The sequence below is a fragment of the uncultured Fibrobacter sp. genome, from assembly GCF_900316465.1.
In the GTDB taxonomy this organism is placed as follows: domain Bacteria; phylum Fibrobacterota; class Fibrobacteria; order Fibrobacterales; family Fibrobacteraceae; genus Fibrobacter.
Map to the genome: position 1 here is coordinate 104860 of NZ_ONDD01000002.1, position 21768 is coordinate 126627.

Consider the following 21768-nt stretch of genomic DNA (forward strand, 5'->3'; position numbering starts at 1 on the left):
TAGCTATATTTTTATTCCTACTAAAAAACTAGGAAATAAAATCACAACGAAAAAACGCAACGATTTTCATCAGGAGGCCGATCCACATGACTCTACAACAATTACGTTATGCCATCGGCATTGCAGAAACCGGTTCCTTTAACAAGGCCGCCGAAAAACTTTATATTTCGCAGCCGTCGCTGACTGCTGCTATTAAAGATCTTGAAGATGAACTGAACATCCTCATCTTCAACCGTACCAGTCGTGGTGTCAAGCTCACTAATGAAGGCGAAGAATTCATTGCCTACGCCCGCGAACTTTACCACCATTACGAATCGGTGCTCGACAAGTACGGCAAAATCGGCAAGCGCAAAAAGAAGTTTGGCGTCTCGACGCAGCATTATTCCTTTGCGGTCAAGAGCTTTGTGGAAACCGTCAAGCTCTTCGATACCGACAAGTACGAATTCGCTATCCGCGAAACCCGCACCAAAGAAGTCATCGAAGATGTGGCCTCTTTCAAGAGCGACATCGGTATCCTTTACCTGAGCGATTTCAACCGCAAGATTATCATGAACTTGCTGAACGCCCGTGATCTCGCTTTCCATAAGCTCATCGACTGTAAGGCGTATGTGTACCTGTGGAAGGGCCACCCGCTTGCCAACAACAAGTTCATTACGCTCGATGAACTGGCCGAATACCCGTGCCTTTCTTTTGAACAGGGTGACAACAGCTCGTTCTATTTTGCCGAAGAAATCCTGAGTACGAACGAATACAAGCGTACCATCAAGGCAAACGACCGTGCCACCATGCTGAACTTGATGATTGGCCTGAACGGTTACACGCTTTGCTCCGGCATTATCTGCGAAGAATTGAACGGCTCCGATTACTTGGCTGTGCCCTTCAAGGACAAGAGCGAAGAATCCCGCCGTGTCATGGAAATCGGCTACATCGCAAAGCGCAACATGCTGCTTGGCTTGGTGGGCGAACGCTATGTTGAAGAACTGCAGCGTTACCTGGCGACCTGTTCGTCGTAATAGCTACGAACTATAACAGAACATCAAAAAGAAGTATTAAACTATTCCTTGAGTTCTAAGACGGGCTTTACTATTATTGGCTTGTCTTTAGAATTTATGGAGGTGCATTGTGGAAAAGCGCACGAATCTTTTAACGAATGGAGTCATCTGGTTTGGGGTGGCTATCTCGGTTTCTGAAATCGAAGCCGGTATTGAAATTGGGGCCGCCTCCTCTTACGATTCTGTTTGGCTCCCGCTGATTTTGGGCCATATTCTGGGCGGCATTTTGCTGTTCTTCGTGGGCCTTATCGGCGCCCGCGTCCGCCTGAATGCCATGGAAACGACCGCATCTGTCTACGGCTCTTACGGTTCTAAGTTCTTCGCCTCGCTGAACTTGTTCCAGTTGATTGCTTGGATTGCTGTGCTGAATGCGCAAGGGGCGTCTGTCTTGGCGGGTCTCAATCTCCCGATTTCTTTCCCGCTGACTTGCGTGATTCTTGCGGTGCTGATTGCCATTTGGGTCTTTGTGGGGCTTCGCCGTTTTGCGAAAGTCACGACGGTGGTGATGGCGGTTCTGACGGTGCTCTTGATTGTGCTGACAGCCAAGTTGTTCAGTGTCGGAACATCGAGTGCGCCTGCTGCAGAACATGCGCTGAGCTTCTGGAATATCTTTGAAATTTCGATGGCGCTTCCGCTTTCTTGGTTGCCGGTGATTTCGGACTACACCAAGGATGTCGAAAAGCCGACGCGCGCTACGGCGGTCTCTGCGATTGCCTACTCGGTGGCAAGTTTCTGGATGTACTTTATTGGGCTTCAGATTGCGGCAGCCGGAGTCGGTAACGATATCGCCCGCGCCATTTTGCTTGCGGGCCTTGGAATCCCGGGAATCATTATCGTTGTGCTTTCGACTGTGACCACCAACTTCTTGGCGGCTAACTCTGCTGGCGAATCGGCCAAGGCCATTGTCCATAAGTTGAATCCGAAAATCACGGGTGTCGTGGTGAGCGGTATCAGCGCAGTCCTTGCCATTTCGGGCATTATGGATCATTACATCGGATTCCTTTACCTGATTGCCTCGGTGTTTGCCCCGATGGCTGCCGTACTCCTGGTTTCGTTCTTCTTGGCGAAAAATCACCAGGTGGGCCACAAGTACTGGATTTTGAACTTGTTCGCATGGCTGGTGGGCTTTGCCGTTTACCAAGTCACGTCGCACCTGGATTCTGTAATACTCGGCCCCACGCTTCTTTCTATCCTGGCGTCGGCCTTAATTTCCTATCTTTTCTCTAAAGCCTTGACTTTGAAGCCTAAGGGAAATTCATGAGCGAAGACATTTTAGCCAAAATCGTACGTATGCGCCGCGAAGATATTTCGCGGTTGGGTTTGAATTTCGGAATTGAAATTCCCGAAAAACGCCGTGGCGGTCATACCGAATTTCTCGGGAACGCCGGTGCGATTCTTGAAGTCAAGCGAGCATCGCCTTCTAAGGGCGATATTGCGCCGGACTTGGACCCCGTAGCGCTGGCGACGACTTATGCCGAGGCCCATGCGCAGGCAGTTTCGGTGCTTACCGAAAGCAATTTCTTTAAGGGTTCGCTCCGCGACTTGATTGCGGTTGCCGACTTGATGGAACGCCGCCGTCAGCAGGGCTTGCATGCGTGTGCCGTACTTCGCAAAGATTTCCTCTTGTTCGAGGATGAAATCGATATTGCTTACCGCTGCGGTGCCGATGCGGTGCTCTTGATTGCCCGCATTCTGGATGATGCCCAACTGGTAAAGATGGCAAAGCGTGCCCAGAGTTTTGATATGCAGGCCTTTGTGGAAGTCCGCGAAACTGATGACCTGCGCAAGCTGAAATTGGTGACCGAAGCCTTGGGCGATGCTGCCGCCAAGACGGTGGTGGCGGGCGTCAATTCCCGCGACTTGGCTACATTCCATACGGACCCTTTGGTTCCCGCGTCTATCCGTAGCAAGCTCCCGGCCAAGGCTGTTTTTGAATCGGGGATTTTATGCCCGGCCGATGCGACTTATGCCCGCAACCTTGGCTTCACGGGAATCCTGGTGGGCGAGGCCGTTGCCAAGAATCCGCCGCTTGCTAAAGAAGTGGTAGGCGCATTTGAATCGGGCTCCGAAAATGCCCGCGGCAAGTTCTGGAAAAAGTTTGCAGAACGCAAGGCTGCCCAAAAGGCGGGCCCGCTCGTTAAAATTTGTGGCATTACTCGCGACGAAGATGGTAAGCTTGCCGCTGAACTCGGCGCCGATATGCTCGGCTTTGTATTCAGCACTACCAAGCGCTTGACTACCGAAGAGTTCGTACGCAGCTTTGCTGAAAAGATTGGTTCGAACCGTCCGATTCTCGTTGGCGTCATCACCGATCCCGAATCCGTTGAAGGCAAAACCGCTATCAAGCTTGCCAAAGAAGGCGTGCTCGATGCAGTTCAGTTCCACGGTGTAGCTCCCGAAGCCGAATACAGCGGCTTGCCGCATTACTGTGCCGCCCGCGTGGGCGAGGAATCCGATTTCGACAAGGTTGTTGCTCTCCGCAAGAATGGTGAACCACGCATTCTCTTAGATGCCAAGGTCGAAGGAATCCCTGGCGGTACGGGCAAGACCATTCCCGAAAACCTGCTTCGCGAAAAAGCGGGTGAGTTACCGCTCTGGCTTGCCGGCGGCATCACGCCTGAAAATGTGGGCGCGATTGTCCAAAAGTTCCACCCGGAACTCGTCGATGTCTCCAGCGGTGTCGAAGACGCCCTCGGAATCAAGAATGCAAAAAAAATAAGCGCGTTGTTTGACGCGCTAAAATCCGTTTAATTGCGAATTCACAAAAAAAAAGAAACCGTCGGCTTTAAGTGAACCGGCGGTTTAGATGACATTTTTTTATATGACTTCTTTCGGCTAATTGTAGCTGATTCGAACAGTCCATTCTAGCTCAAAATCAGTTGCTTCTGTATCCGATTGCTTAATGGCCTTATTGATATTTTTTCCTGCATCGCGAATGATGTAGCAATAATAGGATGAGTGGTCAACATTGAGTTCGATTTTGTTACGTTCAAAAACCAACGGACAAATGTAAATTTCGTTGGCGCCACCGCTGAATTTTTTTGTGAAATACTCGTGTCCACTCCATGTGCCGGCATCTTCTAGCTTAAATACGTCTGTTCTGACAGAATCTTTTCGGTTATAGTCAGAGTATGTCTTTATTACGAATGAAATGCTTGGATCTCCGTCGCTGTAGTCGCCCTCGTGCTTCTTTTGCTTTTCCCAGTTGTCTGTAAGTTGCTTGAACCAAGTCAAGTCTATTTCAACTGTGTAATCCTTGTACAGGTAGGATTGTGCTTCGTCATCATAAGAGATATCGTTTTCTGTGCTAGAACTGTAACGATAACTTGATGAATAGTAGTCGTACTCATAATTATAAGCAGAGGAACTGGAACTTTTGCGGGAGCTGGACGATGTGTTATAGCACTGGTATCCGTAATTTGAACAACACCAGGAATCAGTGTGCGAACTTATTCCGTAGCGGCAATCATATTCATCGTCATTGTCATCGTAATCGTCGTTGTCGTTGTAATCTTCATCGCGATGACGATCGTAATCATCCTCGTTTTCGTTGAACTTAGTTGCAGCCTCGCCGCGAATGTCTTCCATGTTGCCTTCTGCGTTGCTAAACGGATTGTCGTCGGAACATGCGAAGAAAAGGGGTAGGCTAGCAAGGAGCAGAATGTGGCCTGCAATATTTTTTTTGTTCTTGAAAAAGTTCATAAATGCTCCTTAGAATGCAATGTCAAGATTGAGACGCCAGGTGTCAGCCAAAAGTTTGTAGTTCAGAATTTCGTTAGAGTAGGTAACGGCGTTGATCAAAAGCATTTGCCATTGAATGGAAAGGTGTCTGGTGAGTTCAATGCCAAAACCGAGATAGCCCAAGAATTCCCAGTCGTTTTCGGTAAAAGCACCGCTGTTGCTTCCATAATCATCATAGTCGTAAGAGCGACTGCTGTAATTATAATCTTCACTAAATTGCCATTCGTAGTCAAAATCGTAATCAATCCAGGCGTAAAGGGGCTTGCGAACGTGAATGCTCAAGCTGACATAGGGACTGATGACAAACGGAATTCCGAACCGGAACGTTAATGGAATTTCAGCCATAAGGTTGTGGTATTCAATAGAAATATCATGGCTATAATGGTAAGCACCCCATCCGACTTCAAGTTCTGAATCCTTAATGTCGCTGTATCCGTGATGATAGACCATGTTTAGCCCAGTTTGGAAGCTGATTGATTTCAACATATACCAACGGAGTAAAAAGCCAAGGTTGGCTCCGATGTTGTCAAAGTCTCGGTCGCCCCCATGCACATCGTAATCTGCTACTGTGAACTCATCGAATTTTTCAAATGCGAGCGATATGCCGAAATAGAAGGTTCTGTCTTTGGGTTTGTTTTCGGGGACCAGAGCGGTTTGCTCGTTACTGGTTGTATCAATGAGCTCTGGTTGCTTGATAGAGTCGGCAACGATCGTGTCTTGTGGAACCTCGGCTACAGAATCTTTGGTGATGCTGTCTGTTGCTAAGGAGTCTGTTTGTAAAGCTGTTGAGTCCGTGGAGGCTGTTGTGTCAGAAGAAACCTCGTTTTGCACCGTGTCGGTGGACGTTGAACTTGTTGCTTGGAGTTCCTGACTTAAGCTTTCAAGAATGTCTGAACATTTGCAAAGGGTTTCGACCTTGGCGCATACATCTTGTTTGTCGTTGTTCATGCATGATGCACAAAGGTCAAGGCACTTATCCTGGGCAAAAGCGAATGATGCCATAATGGATAGCGCGATTAGTAGAGGCTTTTTCATATTGTCTCCGATTGTCTATACAAGATCTTTGTAAATATAATTAAATGTTTGCTTGGCTCCAAATTTTGTGGAGAATCAAAATTTATGACATGATTTTAATCACTAAGGCCTTTGTTTGTGTTTTTTTGCCCCAAATGGCCGAATTTAGGCCTTTTTGTACAAATTATGAAAGAATTTTTTACAAAAATCTTACGCTAACCTATTGACAGACAACGAATTAGTATATATATTGAAGACATAAAGATGAAATTGGCAATCCGCTTTGACGCTAGCGCCGCTATCGACGAGGTTCTCAAAGAAGGGATTTAGGCATTGCCATTTCATCAAGTGTTTAACAGAAGACTCTCGATCGTCGAGAGTCTTCACTTTTTTTGAGCTGTACCCCTTGCCATGTTAAGGAGACATTCCTAAATTAGGGCGCATGAAGATGAATTCAGCAATCCGTTTCAACCGTTGGTGGTGGGGCTCTACTAAATAGAGTCCGTTTTGCTGATTTCATCAAGTGTTTTGTAAAAGGCTTTCGGACTCCCGAAGGCCTTTAATTTTTTACCCCGAGATTTTAAACCTAAACCCCAGAACCCAATATGACAATTTCTTCAAATAACGGTTTCTTTGACAAGTTCGGCGGCAAGTATGTTGCTGAAATCATCCGCCGTCCGCTCGACGACCTCGAAGCGGCCTTCAACAAGTACATCCATGATCCGGAATTCCTCGAAGAGCTCCGAATCATCCAGCGTGACTACATTGGCCGCGAAACGCCGCTGTATTACGCTCCGACGGCAACGGAACTGTTGGGTGGCGCTCAGATCTACATCAAGCTTGAAGGCCTTGCCAACACGGGTGCCCACAAGATCAACAACGCCATCGGTCAGTGCCTCTTGGCCAAGAAAATGGGCAAGACCCGCATCATCGCCGAAACGGGTGCCGGTCAGCACGGCCTTGCGACGGCTGCCGCTTGCGCCAAGCTCGGCCTCGAATGCGTGGTGTACATGGGTGAAGTCGATGTGCGCCGCCAGCAACCGAACGTGGCGACCATGGAAATGTATGGTGCCAAGGTCGTGCCGGTCACGAGCGGTGCCCGCACCCTTAAGGATGCCGTGAACGAAGCTATGCGCGACTGGGCTACGAATTTCAAGAACACGCACTATGTGCTCGGTTCTGCTCTCGGTCCGGCTCCGTTCCCGGATATCGTTCGTACTTTCCAGTCCATTATCGGTGAAGAAGTCAAGCGTCAGGCCGCTGAACGTAACATTGATATCGCAGCCGTTGTCGCTTGCGTGGGTGGCGGTAGCAACTCTATCGGCGTGTTCACTCCGTTTATCGAAGACAAAAAGGTGCGCTTGATTGGTGCCGAAGCCGGTGGTATCGGCCCGAACAAGGGTGAAAACGCCGCTCGCATGACGGGTAACGCCAGCCGCGAAGGCATTCTGCAGGGTTACAAGAGCCGCTTCCTCATCGATGAAGACGGTCAGTCGCTGCCGACCCGTTCTATTTCGGCAGGCCTTGACTACATGGGAATCGGCCCGCAGCTCGCTGCCCTCGGCGAATCGGGCCGCGTGGAATTCACGGCAATTCTTGACAAGGAGGCTCTCGAAGCGGTGAAGTTCTTTGCCCGCAACGAAGGCATTCTCTTTGCTCTCGAAAGCGCTCATGCTGGCGCCGCCGCCATGAAGATTGCGAAGGAACTTCCGAAGGACAAGGCGCTCGTCATCAATATGAGTGGCCGCGGCGACAAGGACATCTTTATCACGAGTCCGGTGTTCCGCCCCGAAAAGTGGAAGGAATTCCTGAAGGCGGAACTTGTTCGCCTCGAAAACAACGAAGATATCCACGACGCCGAAATTATGACAAGGAAGTAATCACCATGAATTTAATGTCTCATCTTATTGCGGGTTTTCCTGACGCAGAAACTTCTATCGCCATCGCCGACGCACTTGTGAAGGGTGGCGCAAATATCCTTGAAATTCAGCTTGCCTTCAGTGATCCGAGCGCCGACGGTCCGGCTATTCAGACGGCATCGACCATTGCTCTTGACAAGGGGTACTCCACCAAGCAGGGCCTCGAAATCGTGAAGAAGATTCACGATCGTCACCCTGAAACGCCAATCTACATCATGACTTATGGCTCGCTCGCCTTTACCCCCGGCGTCGAAAATTTCGTCAAGATGTGCAAGGACGTGGGCGTTTCCGCTTGCATCATTCCGGACTTGCCGTTCGACGGCGACGAAGGCCTGACCGAAGCTTGCAAGAAGCACGGCCTCGAAAACATTCCGGTGGCAGCACCTAGCATGACCAAGGAACGCCTCGAAACGATGGCTTCCAAGGGTTTCAAGTACATCTACGCAGCACTCCGTGCGGGTACGACCGGTAGCGAAACGACGATTGACCAGGCAACGCTTGACTTTATCGATACTGTCGGTAAGGGTGGCGCCAAGGTACTCGGCGGCTTCGGTATCCGTAACGGCGAACAGTCCAAGGTGCTCAGCAAGCATGTGTACGCCGTGGTCGCGGGCTCCGTGTTCGTGAACCTCGTGCTCTCTAACGAAGACTCCGCCGAAGGCCGCAAAAAAGCCATCGCCGAAATCGAGGCGAAGGCTAAAGAAATTGCGGGGAAGTAATCCGAGTGTCATCCCGGACTTGGTCCGGGATCATCCCTTATTTCTTGAACTTAACGGCGGTTCCGTAGGCAATGATTTCTGCGGAGCCTGCCATCACCGAGGCGGTTGCGAAGCGCACGTTCACGATGGCGTCTGCCCCAATCATTCCGGCCTGATTTTCCATACGTTCAATAGCAATGTTCCGAGCGTCGTTCAGCATTTCGGTATAACCGGCGATTTCGCCACCTACAAGTGTCTTGAGTCCTGCAAATACGTCGCGTACCACGTTCTTGCTAAAGACAACGCTCCCGCGCACCATCTGAAGAGTTTCGATTTCCTTGCCGGTGATAAAGTCTGTTGTGTAGAGTTTCATATGTTCTCCTTTTTTTTGTAATCGCGAATTTCGGCGTCGCTTCAAAATTACATAAATAAAACACCTAGCCAAAATAAAAGTGTCACTGATAAAAGCGAAAAAACAATTATCTAGGGACTTGAAAAAAGAAATGCCCCGTCAAGCGGGGCATGACAACAGGGCTAGGCTGCAGGCAGGGGATGCTTCCCCCTTTTTCTTTTTGATAATTACAGCGTTGCCTGGAACTGGTGGAACTTTTCCAGGAGTTCGGCGTAGGTCTTGGTGGCTTCGAGCTGCGGGAACTGGGCGACGATGGAATCCGGGGCGCAGAAGAAGCAGCCCTTGTCGGCCTGCTTGAGCATGCCCGTGTCGTTGAAGGAATCGCCCGAGGCAAACACCTTGAAGTTCAGGTCCTGCAGGTGCTTCACGACTTTTGTCTTCTGGTCGTTAAGGCGCAGGTGGTAGCCCTTGATCATGTCGTTTTCGACTTCCAGGTTGTGGCAGAAGATCGTCGGGAATCCGAGATTCTTCATGATGGGGTAGGCGAATTCCTGGAAAGTGTCCGAAAGAATGATCACCTGGGCTTCGTCGCGGAGTTTGTCCATAAAGTCGCGGGCGCCGTCGAGGAGTCCGAGGTTTGCGATCACGTTCTGGATGTCCGAAAGCTTGATGTTTTCGCGTTCCAAAATCTTGATGCGGCCCTTCATGAGCACGTCGTAGTCGGGAATGTCGCGCGTAGTCAGGCGCAGGTCCTTGATGCCGGTCTTTTCGGCGACGGCGATCCAGATTTCAGGGGCGAGGACACCTTCAAGGTCCAGGGTAACGACACATTGCTTTGTGAACATACTAATGTCATCCCCGCGAAGGCGGGGATCTCCTTAACGTTTATTTCTTTCGTTCCTTAATAATTTCTCTTAAATCCGCAATCGTAATCTGGTACGGGGTGCGGCAGAAGTCGCAAATCACTTCGAGGTCCTTGCCTTCTTTTTCGAGATCCTGCAAGTCCTTGAGCGGGAGTGTGGCAAGCGTTGCCACGGTGCGTTCGCGGCTGCAGGGGCAGTAGGCCTTCGGGTCGATTTCTTTCACGATATCGATTTCGTAGGGGCCGCGCAGCTGGTCCAGGAGCTCGTCCAGGTCAAAGCCTTCGGGCGTGTTCATGTCGCAGAACTTCGGCAAGTTCTGGATGATGACTTCGATTAGGTTGATGTCCTTGTCTTCGAGGTCGGGGAAGGCTTCGATGTAGAAACCGGCGGCGTAGTCGAGCTTGCTCGGGTCTTCTTTGTTGAAGGCGGCTTCGATGCCCACGGCCGAGCGGATCTGTTCGGACTGCAAAAGGTAGGTGGCGAGGTTCTGGCCCATCGATACGGCGGGAGCCTCGATAATGCTTTCATGGACGCGCTTGCCCTGTTCGTTCAGTTTGACGACGCGGACGCTCTGCGGAATCAGGGCGGGTTCGTTACCGCCAACAGCCTGGAGTTCCGGCTGCGGAATCATGGCGCGCACCAGGCCTTGCGGCGTGGAGTCCGACTGCACCAGCGTGATTTCGCCCGAGAAACGGGTGGTAAAGCTCACTGTGCCTGGGAACTTGAGCGAAGCGCTCAAGAAAATGCTTGCGATGGAGTTTTCGGCCAAGAGCTTGAGGGCGAAACCCTGTGCGTTATGCTTTTTGCCGATTTCGTTCATCGTCGCGGTCAAGTCGACGACAATCAGGCGGAAGGGCGTCTTCTTGCCCGTAGCGCGGATAATGCGGTCCTTGAAATTCATAGCCCAAATTTAGTAAAATGAAAAAAAGTGAATCCTTTTCTGTTAAATAATATTATCTTTATGGGTGTATTCGTGTATTTAATGGAGGGTGGCATCATTTATGCGTTTTTGGACCAAAAAGAGCATTTCTCCTGAAGTGCGCCGTCGCAAAGCCGGTTTCGGAATTGTTGAAATTCTGATTTCTTCGCTGGTTTTGGGTTTTATGATTGTTGCCTTGAACTTGCTGCAAACCAGCAATAGAGACTCGATTATCCGCATTCGCTCCCGCGATGGAGCGGTGGCAGTTGCTCAAGAAGTCCTTGATTCCTTGTCTGCCGTAGGGGTGCCCTCTTTGCAGATGCCTACTAGCGGAAATAAGATTGTTCTCCATAAAACCCGTCAGTGGGATGGTAAACCGGGGGCATCTTCGGGCCATAAAATGACCGTTGATTATACGGTCCGTTTGGGTATATCTAACGATGCGGATTATCAAGAGAGTAACGCTTCTTATTACCACACGACCCAGCATGTTTATGCCAAAAAAGTGGATATAGAAGTGGAGTGGACCTATAAAGGCACTCCGCACTCAATAAATATGTCCACAATCCTGCGATAGAAACCCCGTTTTTGGGCTTTTTCGTCGTTTTTTGAGCCATTAATGTAAAAAAAGATTATATTAATTACTGCACGGAATACTATTGTCGGTAGTCTGGTTTTCATGGTAAGAAGGACATGAAAAATATATTGATTAAAAATAGCTGCAAGAAGGGTGGTTTTACTCTCATTGAACTCATGGTGTATATGGCACTGTTGGGTATAATTGTGGTTATTGCAGGCCAAGTTTTTAGTGATAGCACCAAGTTTAGAGTTCGCTCAGAAGGTATGATTCGCTCCAACGCGATTGCAAGCGATGTGGCCTTCTATTTATTAGACGATATCGGTCAGACGGGCGCAAAAAGTGCTAAAGATGCAGCAGGGTCTTTCTTTAAGAAGGATGCCGTTTATATGGATGTGACTGCTGGGGACGAAGATTATTCTTCGTTTAGAATAGCTAGGTCTTGCGGTACTTGTAACACGGACACTTTGACGGTACGCCGTGTTCGCTATGACGATGATGGCCAGTTTAAGGCGGTTGAAGAGGTAAAGTGGTTTACCGAAGGAAAAAAACTGTACCGTTTTTGCCATACGGTACCTAATACGTCTTCGACTGCGTCGAGTGATTGCCCAAGCGATGATGATGATCCAGAACGCGTAGAAGTTGCAGACTTTATCGATACCTTTAAGGTTATTCCTGCAAAGCCGAGAGTCGTGTCTACAGTGGATAAATCATCGGAGGAACTTTCTTACTTGTTGCCGAGTACAGATGCCTCAGTGAAAGCGTTTAGATTTGTCCCGCGTTATGGTGAAGAGTATTTTGAAATGCTGGCTGTTGATCCTGCTGCAGGTGGGGAGGCGGTAGCCTTGTCGGGCTTTGCCACGAATTACGATTACGATAATCATGAACCTGTTTCTGCAGGGCAAAGGGCAAACCAGGTGTTTGTGGCCGAAAGTGATGGTTCCACGGGAACTTGGAAAACGTTGTGTAAAAAGGTGACGCTGGAGCCCCAAGTGGAATACGAAATCTCGTTCAAAGTGCCGTATGACAACAATGAAAGCAGAATGTTCTGCCCTGGCCGCGATTATGCCTCGGTGGGCTTTAGAAATTTGGATGGCGCCAAGTTTGCTGGTCTAGATGACTTTAACTTTTTTATGCCGGCTTCTACGACTGAACCGCCTGAACGAACGTTCCGCTTTTCTGTAAAGACTCAAGCGGCCGATGCTTGCATGGCGTTTACCTTTGCAAGCTATTCTCCCATTGCTGCCTCGGGAACAGTGACCTTCCGTGAAGTTGCTTTGAAAAAGGTGGAATCTTCCAACTTTGATTTTTCCGATGAAAACTACTATCCTGATGATCCTAATCATACTGAGTTCAAGAAGGACAAAAAGAATATTAAGGGGTTGCTGCTTAAGGTGGTGGCAAAACGTCATGGAGAGGGTTCTACGATTCGACAAGTTATTCCAATCCCAAGTAATGGTCTTACGGACTAAGGGGGGCAGATATGTTTAATAAGAAGGGTGTATCGCTTGTTACCGTGTTGCTGTTTATGTTGATAGCAACGATTGCCGCTACGGCTACGTATAAGTGGCTTTCGTCGGCACAAGGCTCCAGCGCAAGCCGAATGAATGTGGCCGAAGCACAACAGGCTTCAAAGGCCGGCTTGGATGCCGTTCGCGCATGGATGACTTACCATGCGAACGATGTGGGTGCGGTGATTCGTCAATACATTGATGGTGGAAAAAAGCCAGTCAGGTTGGATGCTGTTGTAAAGGCATTCGGTTCTCATAAGCAAGATTACTCGGTGTGGCTCACTGGAGCCGATGTGGCTGCAGCTCCTTATCGCCTAAAGATTACTTCTGTCGGTACGGCCCGTGGTGGCGCTGCGACGTATAGCGAAAACTCCATTTTAAAGGTAAATGGCTTGTATCGAGTGAAAATTCCTGAAAAGCTAATGGGCCTCCATTTTAACGATCCTTTTGCGGGTGGACATGCCGGTATTACCAGTAATGATTTTTTGCAATCGGGTTTGATTACGGGGGATTTTTCAGCCAATAACACTCCTGTAATTGACTCAAAAATGGTTATTACAGGCGATGCTGTATATGGTGGTGATATTACTCATGGAGGAGATGTTTATATCGGCGAAAATATTACGGCTCCGGCAGCCATCACTATCGGTAGTAATAATCCTCATATTCTTGATACTTTGGTTGCTTATGTGGGTGGAAACATAACATGTGCAAGTGGTCAACCTATAACCGTGTATGGAGACTTGTATATTGGAGGATCTGTCAGTGGTTGTAATATAGATGTTAAAGGCAACTTGACTGTGGCTGGCAATTTGCAGGTCGCTGCGAATAGTAACAGTGCTTATATTTCGGTAGATGGAAATATGGTTTTTACTGAGACTGGCTCGCTGGATTATAATTTAGATGGAACCAGTTTTAATCGGTATTCTTCAATAACCGTTGGAGGCAATCTTTATCTGCCGAAAACGATTGAAGCGCATTGCACTGCAGGCGGACAATGTGGTGATTTGGATAAGGATAAGAAGATTGAAGTCGCTGGTAAGGTTTATCAATACAGTGGGACGACTTACTATAAAATTTTGTATCAGAATTCTGATGAATCTGAAGTAGGCATATATAAGAATACAACGGTACAAAATTCCATTTACGATAGTGATGATTACAATAAAAAACATCGAATTGCCAGTATTTCAGCATCGTCTTTTGAAACCCAAACAATAAGCAGCTGGGACAAAGATGATGATGTCTTGAAAAATGTTAGTGGCAAATATTGGACTAAAATTGAAAAGATGAATGCTTATGGCAGGCTTATTGTCGATGACGCCATTCCTCAACCGTTGTTAGTGGATCATGAAAATGCTTGGAAAGCACAAGTGGCTAATGAACACTGTGCAGGAATCGATGATGATGGCGACTTTTATATGGACGATGCTGCTATTGATGCCTTGAATCTCTGCTATACGACAGTTTCGCAGTCACAACTTTACAATGGTTTTTTGGTTATTAGATGGAATAATACTGATAACAAGCATTCTACCCATACTTTAGATCACAAATTTGTTCTCTATTCTACTGAAGTACTTGAAAATAACCCTGTTTTGCCAGCAACTTCTGCTAATGGCATGGTTTTCTTGTATTTGGAACAAGGTGCGGGGCGAACGTATGCAGATGGTGGTGATCACAATTATGTGGTAATTTCAAGGGGTGATATTGAAGAAATCAATGGCTTGATACTAAATGGAACCATGATTCTTGAACAAGGTAGTAGTTTGCTTAAGACACAAGGGGGAACTCGGTTGGAGTTTGATCAAAAAGTTGTCTCTACAATGATTTCGGCCGGTTTGATTAGGGAAAATCCTGAATTCACGAGACTTGTGGATCCTACAGCCGAACCCGCTGCGGCGGCTGCGGGTAATGGTGGTGTTTATGATGATTATTATGTGTCAACAGCTCCGCAATTGAATATTACTCTTGAATCGCAGTATAAGAACAAAGAAATTGACCCGGCAACTCTTGATGAATCCAAGAGAACCGATATTCAGGCCTCTCTTCTCGTGATGCCTCGTATTATTTATGTGACGCAGGACCTTGTCGGTAAATTGTCTGATTATTACAATGTTTTGCGCTTGAACAAGGCTGTATACAATGGCGAAGGTGCTGTCGCTTGTGCCCCGGCGGGCTTGTCTCCTGTGTTGACGTATGACGGAACGGTTATGGTTCCAGAAGAAATCTATACCTGTAATTACCAATCTGAGTATGGAGACAATCCGTTCTACGTTGTTGTTAGCGGAAGGAGAGGACAAACTCCGGCGGTATCCTTCGAAGAACCGAATTGGGCTCAAATTTCTGCAGGCGGTAGCCCCGCTACAATCAATATGCGCGTACAGCAGGCTACTGGCTCAGCAACAATGTACGTTGGTGTCAATGTCTATAATTTGCCGGAATCTTGGACCCTTTATGCAGAGCCTGGCGTTGTGCCTCAAGCGGTGACCTCTGGTGTAGATGGTATGAGGTCTTACCTTGTAACGTTTAATGCGACGAATGCCACAAAGCCATTGTTCAAAATTTCGGCACCGGCTAATGCAGAGGCGGCTACGGTTCATTTTGAACTTGCTGAGCCTTTGAGCGGTTGTGTTGTGGGTTCCCCTGCAACTTACGAGGTCTCCGTTTCTGGTTCTGCAACAATCAATCGTGTTGCTATTCCGGCAACATATTGCGCAGGTACGGGACATGCTAATATTACGGGGTCTGATAATAATTCTTATAATTGTGCTTCCGTTGCTAGCCTCGATTGGCCTAACTGTGGCTCATTGCAGACGGGTGTTTGGGTGTACCCGTATTGTAATTCCTTGACAACAGTTACAGACAATAGTTCTTGGACTTGCGGAACGAATTATGCCATTCATTTGGAGAAACGTAATATATCGCCTCATTGTGTGGCATTTATTCCGGATACTAGCTTGGAAGCCGAAAATGGTGGAACATACTCGCTTTATGGCTCGTTAAAGCGTAAAGCCTATAAGTTGTACGTGAAGACAGATGGCGCAGAAGGTGTGACAACTCAAATTTCCGTAAAAGATGCTGAAGATGAATCTGCTCCATATACGGTGATTAGCTCTTCTTCTACAGAGAATGGTTACCAGGTTTACCAAGTGTATTCAAATTATCGTGTAAAGGCTGAGGCAAAAAACTATGGCTCGAATAAATTTACTTATTGGGGCTGTGCTGGTGTTGATTGTGAAGGTCATAAAGTTGACGATCATCCCGTTTCAGAGCCATACCTGATTGGTGGGACAGATACCTTGACGGCATACTTTAATAAAAGAGATGAGCATTGCTTCTTTGATTCATTTGGAAATCACGTAAGTAGTAAAGGCGTGAATGAACCCCTTAGGATTTGGTGCCCAAACAATACTTATGAAAATTGTATTGACCGTTGTAAGAACGGATATCATTGTTCTGTAGGTGGAGAAGGTAGCGCTTACGAAGGTTATGACCCCGAAGCGAATTGGTTGCTTATTTACACCAATTCTGGTGCAAAAAGAACAAGCGAATGTTTAAAAAGGGTTCTGGGTATTTGTGTAAAACATGGACATGAATATCGCTCTTTTACACAGCCCTCCACTACCGGCGGAACCTTGGGAGAACTCATATTTGATGACGGCTTACTTCGAGCACCAGGAGCTTTTGATCTTGACATATTTAATGTGTTTGATAGTTATGCCCCAACAATGCTTCTGCATCGTGCTAAGGCAGGTACAAACGGAAAAATGTCCTTGAAAATGAAACTTCCGTTTGATGCAACGGCAATGTTGCAAAATGTTATGAATGATGGAGATGATTTAAATGATGGGGCTGTGCTTAGATCCGATGCTGGGGGCACGAGTTATTTGGCTGTAACCTTGTATAAGGCTTTTTATGTGGCTGATGGTGACTATGGTGCCAGGGTCCGTGTTTGCTATGTTGAAGGACAGGATAATGATGGCTCCGATTGCCTTGATACGGAACTGACAAATAAGTTTAATGGTGGCTTTGTTCCTTTGTCGAGTCTAACGGACGTATCGATGAATATTACTTTAGAAGGAGCTTCGCTTACCGTTGATTTTGACTTTAATACGGCTCTCATTAGTGCCGGTTCTCACAATTTAGGTTTTGCATCGTTTGATTTGAGCAAGTTGCATAATACGTCATTGTCTTATGGTGCTCCGGGGCATGAGTATATTGGCTTGAAAATGTTCAATGCGTTCTATCGCTATAAGGATATCTCTTGGACGTCTGAAACCTATAGCAATGAGTGCTTTGATACTCCTCGAATCTATTGCTCTTTCGCAAACCAGTACATTGGCGGAACGGTGCCAAGGAATGAAAATGTCACCCCTTGGGTTGGTGCTTCTAGCTGGTTTAGCGAAAACAACTGCAAAACAATAAAATATTACTACAATGGTTGCGATATGGATGGTAGCTTGTATGCCAAGGATTTCAAATATCTTGGAAATGTATTGGATTGTTCTAGAGACCAAATAGGTGGCTTCTGGGATAAGGGTGGACAGTTGAATGGCTCTACCTATAATTTTGAAGACCAAGGATACCACAAGATTGATACCTCGAAAACATTGTTTAGCCATTATAAATTAAGTGGTTATGCAAAAAATGCTACGGTTCAAATTACATGTGGCAGTACCACCTATTCTTCGGATTGCGGACGTTTTTATGTGGGTGACATTATACCTTGTTCCAAACATGAACAATCCTTTGAACAAAGGAAAGAATGCTTTGCTGACGATCCTTGCTATGTCAATATGCCCAATGGAGAATATGCAAATTTGAGGGACTCTAAAATCTCAATGGTCATTTCAGGATTGACAGGGTCCGTTAATGCGTATTTGATTGACCAAAATAATGTAGCTAGCGATCCATATCCCATAAATTCGAATGGAACTATCGAATTTTATGCCACGCAGGTTTCAGATAAGATGGGTTTTGATCCTCAAACGGTGACTGCTGTAAGGTTTGAAGGGACATCTAGCTTTACCGTTTCGGACTTGCAGAGCTATTGTGGTAATGCTCCAGGGCTTTTTGATTGTACAGTAGCCTTTGATGGTAGTGGCTTTATAATTAATTCCACAATTACGAATACCATAAATGCGGCTAATGGTGGTTGTACCGTTTCTAATAACGAAAATGATGACTATCTTGAAGATGTAACTCAGGATTGCCCGGCGAATGGTTCGTTCTATGTGCCTGGGTCTAGTATTTATAGTGGTTTTGGTAATGATGAAAATTCAAAGAATTATTCTTTTACCATTACGATGACCGATAAAGAAGGCGTTGTGACTACTTGTCAAACAAATACAGTAACGGTGAAAAAAACAACCATGTCGTGCTTGGTTGACGATGATGAAATTGATGCTGGTGAGAATTTACCGGCCTTTAAGTACTATCTGAAAGATTGTCCTTCGGGAGGCTGTAATGCGACTGTAGAACTTGTGGGTAAGGTAAACGCTCAGTCTGTAAATTACAGTAAAAATTGTACGGATGACATTTCTTGTGAGTACCAGAGCTGGACCCCTTCTGATATTAACACCGTTGGGAATACAGAATTAACGTATCGATTGAGATATTCAACGTTGTCCGTTTGCGAAGCGACTGTTAAGGTGAACACGGTAACTTCGGCAGCGGCAACAAATTGCCGTGTAGAGAATGGGACGTTTATGGCTGACATAACGGGACCCTCGTCGGGAACTGCTTTGGCAAAGTTGTGGTATAACGATGTCCAAGGAAATGTCCTTGGCAGCGAATCGGTTACCTCTGCGTCAACATCCTTTACTCAAACATTAGATCTTGGCCCTGGATCTTATACCTTGGTGCTGACCTTAAATGGTGAACTTGCGTGTGGTGGAGCTGTAGCCTATGAAGTTTCCGGTTCTTCTACAAACAATTCTGGTAATCAGAATTCCGGCGATAACTCAGGTGAAAATTCTGGAGAAAATCAGAATCAAAACAACTCCAATTCAGTATCTGCAACCTGTTCGTATACAACGGATGAAACTACAGGTAGTGTTTCCTACACTATTTCTAGTGTTAGTGGTTGTGACAACAACGATTGTGTTGTAGTTGTGAAGAAGGGTGAAGTTGATGTTAATAAGGGATCGTCTTCTCTCGGAAATTCTGGTATGGGGCCTGTTGACATAGAAGAAAACGGAACTTATACTGTGTATTTAAATGGCTCTGCTATGGATAATTGCACATTTACTGTCACTATGGTCGAAAATAATAATAGTGGCGATAATAACAATGGTAATGGAAATAATGAAGGCGATGAAACTCCTAGCGAGAATCTGAAGCCAGTAAGTCTTTCATGTGTGAACAGCATTGGAAATGGAACTGAAATTCCGAGTGGGACAAGAACGATTAATTGCCATGATGCTGCGAATTGTACAGCAGTTAGTGTAAAATGTTGTCCGAAGAAAGATTGTGACAATGGCACTTCTTCAAAATGGAGTGTTGGAAAACAAGAGCAGTCAACAACTCCGAGACTGTATAATAATTCTTTCTCGTGTACAAATGGTAAATCTATAACTATTACAAGTGCTGGTGATTTGAAATGTATGCTAACCAATAATTAGTGGCTGGCAAAACTCTAAAATTAAACCCGGACTGCATAAATGCTGTTCGGGTTTATTTTGTGAAAAAAAATTGAACGCCTTAGCGGGCAACCACCTGCTCACGAATCTTTTCGCAGATTTCGCGACCCGCTACTTGAGCGAGGCTTTCGAAGGCGAATTCTTCAGCAGAGCCGGCACCGCGGCTGGTAATCAACTTGCCGTCGACCACCACGCGGTCGGTCAGGTACTGCTTGCAGACGAGGTCGCCTTCGCAGCCCGGGAAACAAGTGCACTTGCGGTCCTTGAGGATTCCGGCCTTCGAAAGCACCAGAGGGGCAGCGCAGATGGCGAAAATCCACTTGCCTTGAGCATCAAACTGCTTGATGGTTGCTTCGACAGCAGCACTTGCCGCGAGATTCTTGACGCCCAGACCCCCGCCAGGGAGGTAAATGGCATCAAACTGTGCAAGGTCGGCGTCCTTCAGCAGAATATCTGCTTGAATACGGAGCCCGAGCTTACCCGTTACGGACAAACTGTCGCTAATGGATGCGAGGGTCACATTCAGGCCGCCACGCTGCCAGTAGTCAAAGGGGGTGGCGAATTCGGTTTCTTCGAAACCATCTGCCATCAAGAATAAGATCTGCATAAAACCTCCGTGAAAGGATGTTCAAAAGGTAATAAAAAAAAGATGCCGGATTGGGGCCGGCATGACAAGTTTTTTGAGGCTGCTACCCGACGCTGTGTTCTAGCTTTAAAGTCAGCAACTGGCGAGCTTCCGTGGCGAATTCACCAGGGAGTTCCTTGAATACGTCTTTGCAGAATCCGCCGACCATTGCCTGGATGGCGTCTTCGCGCTTGATGCCGCGGCTTTCGAAGTAGAAAAGCTGGTCTTTGCTAATGCGGCTGGTGGTTGCTTCGTGTTCGGTGGTGGAACTTGCGTTTGCGACGGTGATATACGGGAACGTGTGTGCCGCACTCTTGTCGCCCACGAGCATGCTGTCGCACTGCGTGTAGTTGCGGGCACCCGTGGCCGACTTGTGAATGTTCACTTCGCCGCGGTAGGCGTTGCTAGAATAGTCGGCACTGATGCCCTTGCTGATAATCGTGCTCTTGGTGTTCTTGCCTATGTGGATCATCTTGGTGCCGGTATCGGCCTGCATGTGCCCGTTGGTGAGGGCCACGCTGTAGAATTCTCCGACGGAATTATCGCCCAGCAGCACGCAGCTCGGATACTTCCACGTGATGGCAGAGCCCGTTTCGACCTGCGTCCAGCTGATGCGGCTGTTCTTGCCGGCACACTTTCCGCGCTTCGTGACAAAGTTGTACACGCCGCCGGCTCCCGTTTCGCGGTCGCCCGCGTACCAGTTCTGCACGGTGGAATACTTGATGCTGGCGTTGTCCTTCGCCACCAGTTCCACGATAGCGCTGTGCAACTGCTTGCTGCTGAATTCCGGCGCCGTGCAACCTTCCAGGTAGCTGACGCTCGCACCTTCATCAGCGATGATCAAGGTGCGTTCGAACTGGCCAGCTTCCTTGTTGTTGATGCGGAAGTAGGTGGAAAGATCCATCGGGCACTTGACTCCAGGCGGAATGTACACAAAGCTTCCGTCGCCAAAGACCGCGCTGTTCAGTGCTGCAAAATAGTTGTCGCCTGCAGGCACGACCGAGCCCAGGTATTCCTCAATCAGTTCGGGATATTCCTTGATGGCGTCGCTAATGCTGCAGAACAGAATGCCCATTTCCATGAGCTTGCGCTTATGGCTGGTGTAAATGCTGACCGAGTCAAAGACCGCGTCCACAGCCACGTTGGCAAGACGCTTCTGTTCGTCGAGCGGAATGCCGAGCTTTTCGAAGGTGGCCAAGAGTTCCGGGTCTACGTCTTCAATCTTTTCGTGGCTTTTCTTGGTCTTCGGGGCGGAGTAGTAGACGATGTCTTGCAAATCGACCGGAGCAAAACTCAGTTCGCCCCAGTTCGGCTGCTCCATGGTCTTGAGCTTTTCATACGCTTTCAGTCGGAAATCGAGCATGAACTGCGGTTCACCACGGAGCTTGGACGCCCTGCGGATGACATCTTCGTTCAGACCTTTCTCGAAGGCCTCGTTCTCGATATCCGTTACAAAACCGTATTTGTAGTTTTCGCTCATTTTATTCCTTTTTTGCGCGTGCAAATTTAGAAAAAGATGCGTGATGCGTCCACTGCAATGGTGCAAATTGTCATAATGAAGACTCCCTACACGCAATTCCGCAAAAAATGAATACTGAAAATGACAATTTTTGTCAGTATTTTATAGGTATATTTGTTTGCGTAAAAAAGAGGTAAATTATGAATCATTTTAGCATCGCAAACAACAATATCCTGTTTTCCGCACTCCTGATGCTTGCTCCGGCTGTGTTTGGAGTCATGTTCTATGGTTCTGGTAGTGTTGTCGCGTCGGTATCGGCCGCAATTGCTTACTTGAGCCTGGTCATCGGGGAACGGCTGGATGGCAAATCGTACTGATTTTTGTAAGTTTGTTT

At 47.4% G+C, this 21768-nt stretch carries 16 protein-coding genes and 1 pseudogene; 10 read left to right on the forward strand and 7 right to left on the reverse strand.

Annotated features, from left to right (window positions below; genetic code table 11):
- The first annotated feature begins 86 nt into the window (after nt 1-86).
- From QZN53_RS01330 to QZN53_RS01340, 3 genes are all read left to right on the forward strand, one after another.
- Nucleotides 87-1013 carry a LysR family transcriptional regulator gene (locus QZN53_RS01330; protein ID WP_072798628.1) on the forward strand — a complete coding sequence of 309 codons (927 nt, stop codon included), beginning with the start codon at nt 87-89 and terminating at the stop codon, nt 1011-1013.
- A gap of 109 nt (nt 1014-1122) precedes the next feature.
- On the forward strand, nt 1123-2313 hold the full coding sequence (locus QZN53_RS01335) for a cytosine permease (RefSeq protein ID WP_163436928.1): 1191 nt from the start codon (nt 1123-1125) through the stop codon (nt 2311-2313).
- Nucleotides 2310-3803: a bifunctional indole-3-glycerol phosphate synthase/phosphoribosylanthranilate isomerase gene (locus tag QZN53_RS01340; RefSeq protein WP_163436930.1), complete on the forward strand. Its 1494-nt coding sequence runs from the start codon at nt 2310-2312 to the stop codon at nt 3801-3803. The genes QZN53_RS01335 and QZN53_RS01340 overlap by 4 nt, the downstream gene beginning before the upstream one ends.
- Before the next feature lie 84 nt (nt 3804-3887).
- On the opposite strand, the gene QZN53_RS01345 is transcribed toward QZN53_RS01340, so the two are convergent.
- Both QZN53_RS01345 and QZN53_RS01350 read right to left on the reverse strand, forming a co-directional pair.
- Nucleotides 3888-4754 carry a hypothetical protein gene (locus tag QZN53_RS01345; RefSeq protein WP_163436931.1) on the reverse strand — a complete coding sequence of 289 codons (867 nt, stop codon included), beginning with the start codon at nt 4752-4754 and terminating at the stop codon, nt 3888-3890.
- A gap of 9 nt (nt 4755-4763) precedes the next feature.
- A complete protein-coding gene (locus QZN53_RS01350; RefSeq protein ID WP_163436933.1) occupies nt 4764-5828 on the reverse strand; it encodes a hypothetical protein in 1065 nt (354 codons plus the stop codon).
- 584 nt (nt 5829-6412) lie between these two features.
- On the opposite strand from QZN53_RS01350, the gene trpB reads away from it, so the two are divergent.
- Nucleotides 6413-7687, forward strand: a complete 1275-nt coding sequence (gene trpB / locus QZN53_RS01355; RefSeq protein ID WP_163436935.1) for a tryptophan synthase subunit beta — start codon at nt 6413-6415, stop codon at nt 7685-7687.
- Nucleotides 7688-7692: 5 nt separating this feature from the next.
- Nucleotides 7693-8445: a tryptophan synthase subunit alpha gene (gene trpA, locus QZN53_RS01360; RefSeq protein WP_163436936.1), complete on the forward strand. Its 753-nt coding sequence runs from the start codon at nt 7693-7695 to the stop codon at nt 8443-8445.
- Between the two features lie 37 nt (nt 8446-8482).
- On the opposite strand, the gene QZN53_RS01365 is transcribed toward trpA, so the two are convergent.
- The 3 genes from QZN53_RS01365 to QZN53_RS01375 all read right to left on the reverse strand — a co-directional run bounded on the left by QZN53_RS01365 (nt 8483) and on the right by QZN53_RS01375 (nt 10540).
- The gene (locus QZN53_RS01365; RefSeq protein ID WP_072798645.1) at nt 8483-8797 is read right to left on the reverse strand and encodes a YbjQ family protein; all 315 of its coding nucleotides are present in this window, start codon (nt 8795-8797) and stop codon (nt 8483-8485) included.
- 206 nt (nt 8798-9003) lie between these two features.
- Nucleotides 9004-9621, reverse strand: coding sequence for a bifunctional phosphoserine phosphatase/homoserine phosphotransferase ThrH (thrH, locus tag QZN53_RS01370; protein WP_163436938.1), 618 nt, complete (start codon nt 9619-9621; stop codon nt 9004-9006).
- A 40-nt stretch (nt 9622-9661) separates the two neighbouring features.
- Nucleotides 9662-10540 (reverse strand): Hsp33 family molecular chaperone HslO, encoded by an 879-nt coding sequence (locus QZN53_RS01375; protein WP_163436939.1) that lies wholly within the window; start codon nt 10538-10540, stop codon nt 9662-9664.
- A gap of 100 nt (nt 10541-10640) precedes the next feature.
- On the opposite strand from QZN53_RS01375, the gene QZN53_RS01380 reads away from it, so the two are divergent.
- From QZN53_RS01380 to QZN53_RS01390, 4 genes and pseudogenes are all read left to right on the forward strand, one after another.
- Nucleotides 10641-11135 (forward strand): type II secretion system protein, encoded by a 495-nt coding sequence (locus QZN53_RS01380; RefSeq protein WP_163436940.1) that lies wholly within the window; start codon nt 10641-10643, stop codon nt 11133-11135.
- A gap of 116 nt (nt 11136-11251) precedes the next feature.
- Nucleotides 11252-11347: pseudogene (locus QZN53_RS12960) on the forward strand (prepilin-type N-terminal cleavage/methylation domain-containing protein); the annotation flags it as partial.
- A gap of 54 nt (nt 11348-11401) precedes the next feature.
- Nucleotides 11402-12607 carry a hypothetical protein gene (locus tag QZN53_RS01385; protein WP_294651047.1) on the forward strand — a complete coding sequence of 402 codons (1206 nt, stop codon included), beginning with the start codon at nt 11402-11404 and terminating at the stop codon, nt 12605-12607.
- An 11-nt stretch (nt 12608-12618) separates the two neighbouring features.
- Nucleotides 12619-19272: a polymer-forming cytoskeletal protein gene (locus QZN53_RS01390; protein ID WP_163436943.1), complete on the forward strand. Its 6654-nt coding sequence runs from the start codon at nt 12619-12621 to the stop codon at nt 19270-19272.
- Between the two features lie 79 nt (nt 19273-19351).
- Here the strand turns inward: QZN53_RS01390 and QZN53_RS01395 are convergent, their stop codons facing one another.
- Nucleotides 19352-19897, reverse strand: coding sequence for a DJ-1 family glyoxalase III (locus QZN53_RS01395; protein ID WP_163436945.1), 546 nt, complete (start codon nt 19895-19897; stop codon nt 19352-19354).
- Nucleotides 19898-19979: 82 nt separating this feature from the next.
- Nucleotides 19980-21419 carry a Fe-S cluster assembly protein SufB gene (gene sufB, locus QZN53_RS01400; RefSeq protein WP_294651053.1) on the reverse strand — a complete coding sequence of 480 codons (1440 nt, stop codon included), beginning with the start codon at nt 21417-21419 and terminating at the stop codon, nt 19980-19982.
- Between the two features lie 155 nt (nt 21420-21574).
- Between sufB and QZN53_RS01405 the strand changes: the two genes are divergently transcribed.
- Entirely contained in the window at nt 21575-21751 is a 177-nt protein-coding gene (locus tag QZN53_RS01405) for a hypothetical protein (RefSeq protein ID WP_163436947.1), read from the forward strand.
- Nucleotides 21752-21768: the final 17 nt, after the last annotated feature.

Excerpts from the sequence above, each read along its gene's own strand:
- QZN53_RS01330 (WP_072798628.1), top strand. The coding sequence starts at position 87 with ATGACTCTACAACAATTACGTTATGCCATCGGCATTGCAGAAACCGGT.
- QZN53_RS01340 (WP_163436930.1), top strand. The coding sequence starts at position 2,310 with ATGAGCGAAGACATTTTAGCCAAAATCGTACGTATGCGCCGCGAAGAT.
- QZN53_RS01345 (WP_163436931.1), bottom strand. The coding sequence starts at position 4,754 with ATGAACTTTTTCAAGAACAAAAAAAATATTGCAGGCCACATTCTGCTC.
- QZN53_RS01350 (WP_163436933.1), bottom strand. The coding sequence starts at position 5,828 with ATGAAAAAGCCTCTACTAATCGCGCTATCCATTATGGCATCATTCGCT.
- trpB (WP_163436935.1), top strand. The coding sequence starts at position 6,413 with ATGACAATTTCTTCAAATAACGGTTTCTTTGACAAGTTCGGCGGCAAG.
- trpA (WP_163436936.1), top strand. The coding sequence starts at position 7,693 with ATGAATTTAATGTCTCATCTTATTGCGGGTTTTCCTGACGCAGAAACT.
- QZN53_RS01365 (WP_072798645.1), bottom strand. The coding sequence starts at position 8,797 with ATGAAACTCTACACAACAGACTTTATCACCGGCAAGGAAATCGAAACT.
- thrH (WP_163436938.1), bottom strand. The coding sequence starts at position 9,621 with ATGTTCACAAAGCAATGTGTCGTTACCCTGGACCTTGAAGGTGTCCTC.
- QZN53_RS01375 (WP_163436939.1), bottom strand. The coding sequence starts at position 10,540 with ATGAATTTCAAGGACCGCATTATCCGCGCTACGGGCAAGAAGACGCCC.
- QZN53_RS01380 (WP_163436940.1), top strand. The coding sequence starts at position 10,641 with ATGCGTTTTTGGACCAAAAAGAGCATTTCTCCTGAAGTGCGCCGTCGC.
- QZN53_RS01385 (WP_294651047.1), top strand. The coding sequence starts at position 11,402 with ATGATTCGCTCCAACGCGATTGCAAGCGATGTGGCCTTCTATTTATTA.
- QZN53_RS01390 (WP_163436943.1), top strand. The coding sequence starts at position 12,619 with ATGTTTAATAAGAAGGGTGTATCGCTTGTTACCGTGTTGCTGTTTATG.
- QZN53_RS01395 (WP_163436945.1), bottom strand. The coding sequence starts at position 19,897 with ATGCAGATCTTATTCTTGATGGCAGATGGTTTCGAAGAAACCGAATTC.
- QZN53_RS01405 (WP_163436947.1), top strand. The coding sequence starts at position 21,575 with ATGAATCATTTTAGCATCGCAAACAACAATATCCTGTTTTCCGCACTC.